This window comes from Nonomuraea sp. NPDC049784 (genome assembly GCF_040659615.1).
In the GTDB taxonomy this organism is placed as follows: Bacteria; Actinomycetota; Actinomycetes; order Streptosporangiales; family Streptosporangiaceae; genus Nonomuraea.
Map to the genome: position 1 here is coordinate 1 of NZ_JBFAMX010000644.1, position 5,691 is coordinate 5,691.

5 protein-coding genes are annotated in these 5,691 nt (G+C 73.0%); all 5 read left to right on the plus strand.

The features are described from left to right. Positions 1-724, plus strand: a 724-nt coding sequence (locus tag AB0J09_RS54495) for a hydantoinase/oxoprolinase family protein (protein ID WP_360710144.1), incomplete at its 5' end; no start/stop codon positions are given. Between the two features lie 2 nt (positions 725-726). Then, positions 727-2,736 (plus strand): hydantoinase B/oxoprolinase family protein, encoded by a 2,010-nt coding sequence (locus AB0J09_RS54500; RefSeq protein WP_360710146.1) that lies wholly within the window; start codon positions 727-729, stop codon positions 2,734-2,736. Further along, positions 2,733-3,992, plus strand: a complete 1,260-nt coding sequence (locus tag AB0J09_RS54505; RefSeq protein WP_360710148.1) for an amidohydrolase — start codon at positions 2,733-2,735, stop codon at positions 3,990-3,992. The genes AB0J09_RS54500 and AB0J09_RS54505 overlap by 4 nt, the downstream gene beginning before the upstream one ends. Positions 3,993-4,089: 97 nt before the next feature. Continuing rightward, on the plus strand, positions 4,090-4,824 hold the full coding sequence (locus AB0J09_RS54510; RefSeq protein WP_360710149.1) for a family 43 glycosylhydrolase: 735 nt from the start codon (positions 4,090-4,092) through the stop codon (positions 4,822-4,824). Positions 4,825-4,879: 55 nt separating this feature from the next. Beyond that, positions 4,880-5,691, plus strand: an 812-nt coding sequence (locus AB0J09_RS54515) for a hypothetical protein (RefSeq protein WP_360710150.1), incomplete at its 3' end; no start/stop codon positions are given.

The following is a 5,691-nucleotide window of genomic DNA, read 5'->3' on the forward strand; positions in this document are numbered from 1 at the left end:
GCGGTTCACGCTCGTGCCGTTCGGCGGCGCGGGACCGACGCACGCCGCCATGCTCGCCGAGGAGGTCGGCATCGCCCACATCGTGGTGCCGCCGACGGCCGCCACGTTCTGCGCGCTGGGCGCGGCGGGCGCCGACCTGCGCCGCGACCTCGCCCGCAGCCTGCGCCGCCCCTTGGACACCGCGAGCGCCGCCCGCCTGACCGAGGTACTCGCCGAACTGTCCGCCCAGGCCCACGAGTGGCTCGCCGAGCAGAACGGCGACCACTATCCCGGCCGCGGCGGCCGGCTGTCGTACTCCGCCGACATGCGCTACTCCGGCCAGGCCTACGAGTTGCGCGTCGGCCTCGATCCGGACCGGCTGGACGTCGAGGCGATCTCCGAGACGTTCCACGCCGAGCACGAGCGCCTGTACGGCTTCCGCGACCAGAGCGCCCCCATCGAACTCGGCACCGCGAGGCTCGGTGTCGTCGGCCCTGTCGCCGAGCTGCCGCCCGCCGCCGTGGCCCGGGGAACGGGCGCGCCCCGACCCGCTGTCCGCAGGCGGGTCCTGCTGGCGGGCGCATGGCACGACGCGCACGTCCACCTGCGCTCGTCCCTGGGCGTGGGGGACGCGTTCCGCGGCCCGGCGATCGTCGAGCAGGACGACACCACCGTTGTCGTACCTCCCGGCTGGTCCGCCGACGTGGACGAAACCGGCAACCTGCACCTCCGTCGGAAGGCCTGAACGTGCGGCTCGACCCCGTCACCCTGGAGATCGTCGGCAACCGGCTCAGCGCCATGACCGAGGAAATGTGCCTCACCCTGCAGCGCACGAGCCGCTCCCTGTACGTCAAGGAGACCGCCGACTTCTGCTGCGCCTTCGCCGGCCTGGACGGCGGCTTCGTGGCGTACCCGCGCGGCATCGGCGTCTCCGGCTTCGTCGGCCTGAACGTCCTGACCGCCGTGCGGGCCGCCGGCCCGCTGGAGCCGGGTGATGTGATCATCACCAACGACCCGTACCGGTCCGGCGGCCTGGCCACCCATCTGACGGACATCCAGCTCATCGAGCCGTATTTCCATGAGGGCGAGCTGGTCGGGTACGGCTGGGCGTTCATCCACTGCTCGGACATCGGCGGCCGGGTGCCGAGCAGCCTGTCGCCGATCAACGACGAGATCTTCCAGGAGGGCCTGCAGATCCCGCCGGTCAAGCTCGTCCGCGCCGGAGAGCCCAGCCGCGACGTCGAGGCGCTGATCACGGCCAACAGCCGCACCCCGGAGGCCAACCTGGGCGACATCAGGGCCATGCGCGCCGCCCTGCGCACCGGCGGGGAGCGGCTGGCCGGCGTCATCGCCCAGCACGGCCTGGGCACGGTGCTCGACGCGCAGGGCGACCTGGTCGAGTACACCGCGGGCAAGGCCCGTGCCGCCCTGGCCGGGCTCGGCGACGGAACCCACCGCTTCGTCGACTACCTCGACGACGACGCCGTCTCGAACATCCCGGTCCGCCTGTCGGTGACCGCGACGCTGCGCGGGGGCGGCCTGCATCTCGACTTCACCGGCACGGATCCGCAGGTGGCCGCGGCGTTCAACATCGCGACGCTGGGCCGGCCGCACGCCTGGATCACCACCAGGGTGCTCGCGCTCATCTGCACCCTCGACCCCGGCATCGCGCTCAATGCCGGGCTCATCGCGCCGATCACCGTCACCACGCCGGAGGGCTCGCTGGTCAACCCCGTGCACCCGGCCGCCGTGGGCGTGCGGCACGCCACGGCCAACCGCGTCAACGACGCCGTCGGCGGCGCGCTCGGGCTGGCCGCCCCGCATGTCCTGCCTGCGGCCTCCAGCGGCCTGGTGGTGCCGGTCGTGGTCGCCGAGCAGCGCGGCGCCGGGCAGAACGTACAGGTCCTGGAGCCGATGGTGGGCGGTACGGGGGCCCGCGAGGGCGCCGACGGGGTGGACGGCCGCGACAGCGGCATCTCCAACCTGTCCAACAACCCGGTGGAGACCGTCGAGACGGAGATCGGGGTCGAGATCCTGAGGTACGGCCTGCGTACCGACTCGGGCGGCGCGGGGCGCTGGCGCGGCGGCTGCGGGCTGGAGCTGACCTTCCGCCTGCGCGGAGAGGGCTCGAAGCTGCTGGCCCGGGGGCTGGAGCGGATGTGCTTCCGCCCATGGGGCGTGCGCGGCGGCGGCCCCGGCGCGCCCACTGAGCTGATCGTCAACCCTGGCACGCCTCGCGAGCGCAGGCACTTCAAGATCGATGTACTGCCGCTGGAGCCCGGCGACGTCATCACGCTGCTGACCTCGGGCGCGGGCGGCTACGGCGACCCGTACACGAGGGACCCGGAGGCGGTCCTGCGGGACGTCGAGCGGGGCGTGGTCTCGCGCGAGGCCGCGGAGCGGGAGTACGGCGTCCTGCTCGAGGATCGGGACGGCGGCGCGCCGGCCGTGGACGAGCCGGGCACGGCGAAGATCCGCCGCGACCGCCCTGGGCACGGTGAGCCCGCCGCCGGCGTCGGGCCCGAACGGCAGGCGTGGGAGTCGGTGTTCGACACCGCCACCGTCGATCGCCTGGTTGCCGCCCTGTTCCGGCTCGACCGCCCCGCCCGCACCCCGCGCCGGAGCGCCGTCTACGCCGCGGTCCTGGCCGAGCTGCCGCCCGATTTCCCCAGAACACCCCCCGCCGACGAGCAGCGCGACGCCGCCCGCCGTACCCTCGTCGAAGAGATCATCGCACTGGAACGGATGCCGGCATGAGCGACCAGGACCCCATCGACAAGATCATTGCTGGGCTGGACGGCCCAGCGCTCGACGACCTCGCCGAGCTCTACCGTGACCTGCACCGGCACCCCGAGCTCTCCTTCAAGGAGGAACGCACCGCGGGCATCGCGGCCGACCGGCTCCGAGCGGCCGGGTTCGAGGTGAGCACGGGCATCGGCGGCACGGGCGTGGCGGGTGTACTGCGCAACGGCGACGGCCCGACCGTCGCGCTGCGGGCCGACATGGACGCGCTGCCGGTGCTGGAGGCGACGGGCCTGCCGTACGCGAGCACCGCCACCTCACCCGACGGGGTGCCGGTCATGCACGCCTGCGGCCACGACATGCACGTGACGTGCCTGAGCGGCGCCGCCCGGCTGCTGGCGGCCGGCAGGGACCAGTGGCGGGGCACGCTCGTGGCGCTGTTCCAGCCGGCGGAGGAGATCGCGGCCGGGGCGCAGGCCATGGTGGACGACGGGCTGTTCGACCGGACCGGCACGCCCGACGTGGTGCTCGGCCAGCACGTCTTCCCCGCCCCGGCGGGCTCGGTGCTCCTCAGCCCCGGCGAGGTCCTGGCCGCCGCCGACAGCATGGAGATCCGCCTGTACGGCAGGGGCGGGCACGGCTCGCAGCCGGAGCGGACCGTCGACCCGGTGGTCCTGGCCGCCTCGACCGTCATGAGGCTGCAGACGGTCGTCTCGCGGGAGGTGTCGCCGTTCGAGCGGGCGGTGCTGACGGTGGCCCAGATCCACGCGGGCCACAAGGAGAACATCATCCCCGACGAGGCGTCCATCACGATCAACCTGCGCTCGTTCAGCCCTGAGGTGCGCCGCTCCCTGCTGGCCGCGGTCGAGCGCGTCGTCAACGCCGAGGCGGCCGCGTCCGGCGCGCCACGCCCGCCGGAGTTCCGCACGCTCAACGCGTTCCCGCTGACCGTCAACGACGACGGCGCCACCGCGAAGGTGCGTGAGGCGTTCGACGGCCGGTTCGGCTCCGAGCGGGTGCCGGACATGGCGCCGTTGATGGGCAGCGAGGACTTCGGCCTGTTCGGCGCCGCGGCGGGCGTGCCGTCCGTCTTCTGGGGCCTGGGCAGTGCCGACCCCGACCTGTACGCCCGCGCCGAGCGGGAGGGCCGCCTGCGGGAGGACGTGCCGGGCAACCACTCGCCCTTCTTCGCCCCCCAGATCCTCCCCACCCTGCCGATGGGCGTCGAGGCGCTGACCACCGCCGCCCTGGCCTGGCTGCCCGCGCGCTGACCCGGGGGGAGCTGAAAGTTTCAGCGGCCGACGTGCGCGGATGCCGCCGCGGCGGGCGCGAGCGCTCCCGCCCGGCCGGTCTTATGGTGAGGCGGCCATGTCCCGTGTGCTGACTCTCCTGGCCGGGCTGTGCCTGGCACTCGCGCTCCCGCCCGCCGCCGCGGCGCGGGCCATGCCCGTCGCTGTGCCGGTCGGCGCCCAGTTCACCGACACGTCGGGCAACCTGCTGCACGCCCACGGCGGCGGCGTGATCAAGGTCGGCTCGTACTACTACTGGTTCGGGGGGAACCGCAACGCCGACGGCACCTTCAGGTACGTCTCCGCCCACCGCTCGGCCGACCTGCGCACCTGGGAGTTCCGCAACCACGTGCTCACCCAGTCCAGCGCCGCCGAGCTGCAGGTGGCCAACATCGAGCGTCCGAAGGTCGTCTACAACGCCTCGACCGGCCAGTTCGTCATGTGGATGCACAAGGAGAACGGCCGCGACTACGGCGAGGCGCGGGCGGCCGTGGCGGTCTCGAACACGGTGGACGGCGCCTACACCTACCTGCGCAGCTTCCGCCCGCTCGGCCACATGTCGCGCGACATCACCGCGTTCGTCGACACCGACGGCACCGGGTACATGATCTCGGCCGCGAACGAGAACTACGACCTGCACGTCTACCGGCTGACCGCCGACTACACCGACGTGGCCGCGCTGGCCCGGCTGGCGGTGCGCCACTCGGGCAAGTGCGCCGACCTGCCCTCCTCATCTCAGGCCGACGACGTCCAGTTCAAGCAGTACGCGTGCAACGGCGGCCAGAACCAGCAGTTCACCCGCACCCAGCTGTGAGAGCGCCGGAAATTGCCTCGCGGACAAACCAGCTCATTGAATACATTCGATAGCCGTGTCGGAACCTCTCGAGATCGCGTGCGACGAATCCGGCGCGGAGGGCGAGAAACTCGTCGGCGGCAACACCGACGTGTTCGCGCACGCCAGCGTTCTGATGGCCCCCGAGCTCGCCGACGCCTGCATGAGGGAGCTGCGTGAGCGGGCGCCCACCCCGGCCGACGAGTTCAAGGCGGGCCACATCCTGCGCGAGAAGAACCGGGCGGCCCTGCGGTGGCTGCTCGGCCCGTCGGGCCCGATCCTCGGCAACGTGCACGTGTTCCTGACCGACAAGACCTTCCACGTCGTCGGCAAGGTCGCCGAGCTGCTCGCCGGCGACCACGAGGCCGCCGGCATGGCCGTCGCCCTCTACCACGAGGGCCGGCACTCGTTGGAGCCCGCGCGCTGGGCGGCCTTCCTCGACGCGTTCAACTACCTGCTGCGCGCCAAGAACGGCCAGGGCGTCACCACCTCCGTCGAGGAGACCTTCCTCCTGGTCGACGATCTGCGCGGGGCCGGCGGCCGGGCCGGCGAGATCCTGGACCTGCTGTGGCGGGCCCGGCCGCGGTTCGAGTCGTTCAGGGAGCGCCTGCTGTCCGACCCGCACGTCTTCCCCGCGCTCGACCCGCTCATCCCGGCCATCGTCAGGGCCGTCGCGTACTGGGGCGAGGACGGCCGGCCCGTCACCGTCGTGCACGACCGGCAGACCACGCTGACCGAGGAGCGCGTGGCCCAGCTGCGTCTGATCGCGGGCGGGCTGGCCGGGCTGCGCCTGGTCGAGTCCCGCCTGGACGCCAGGGTGCAGGTGGCCGACGTCGTGGCGGGAGCCGC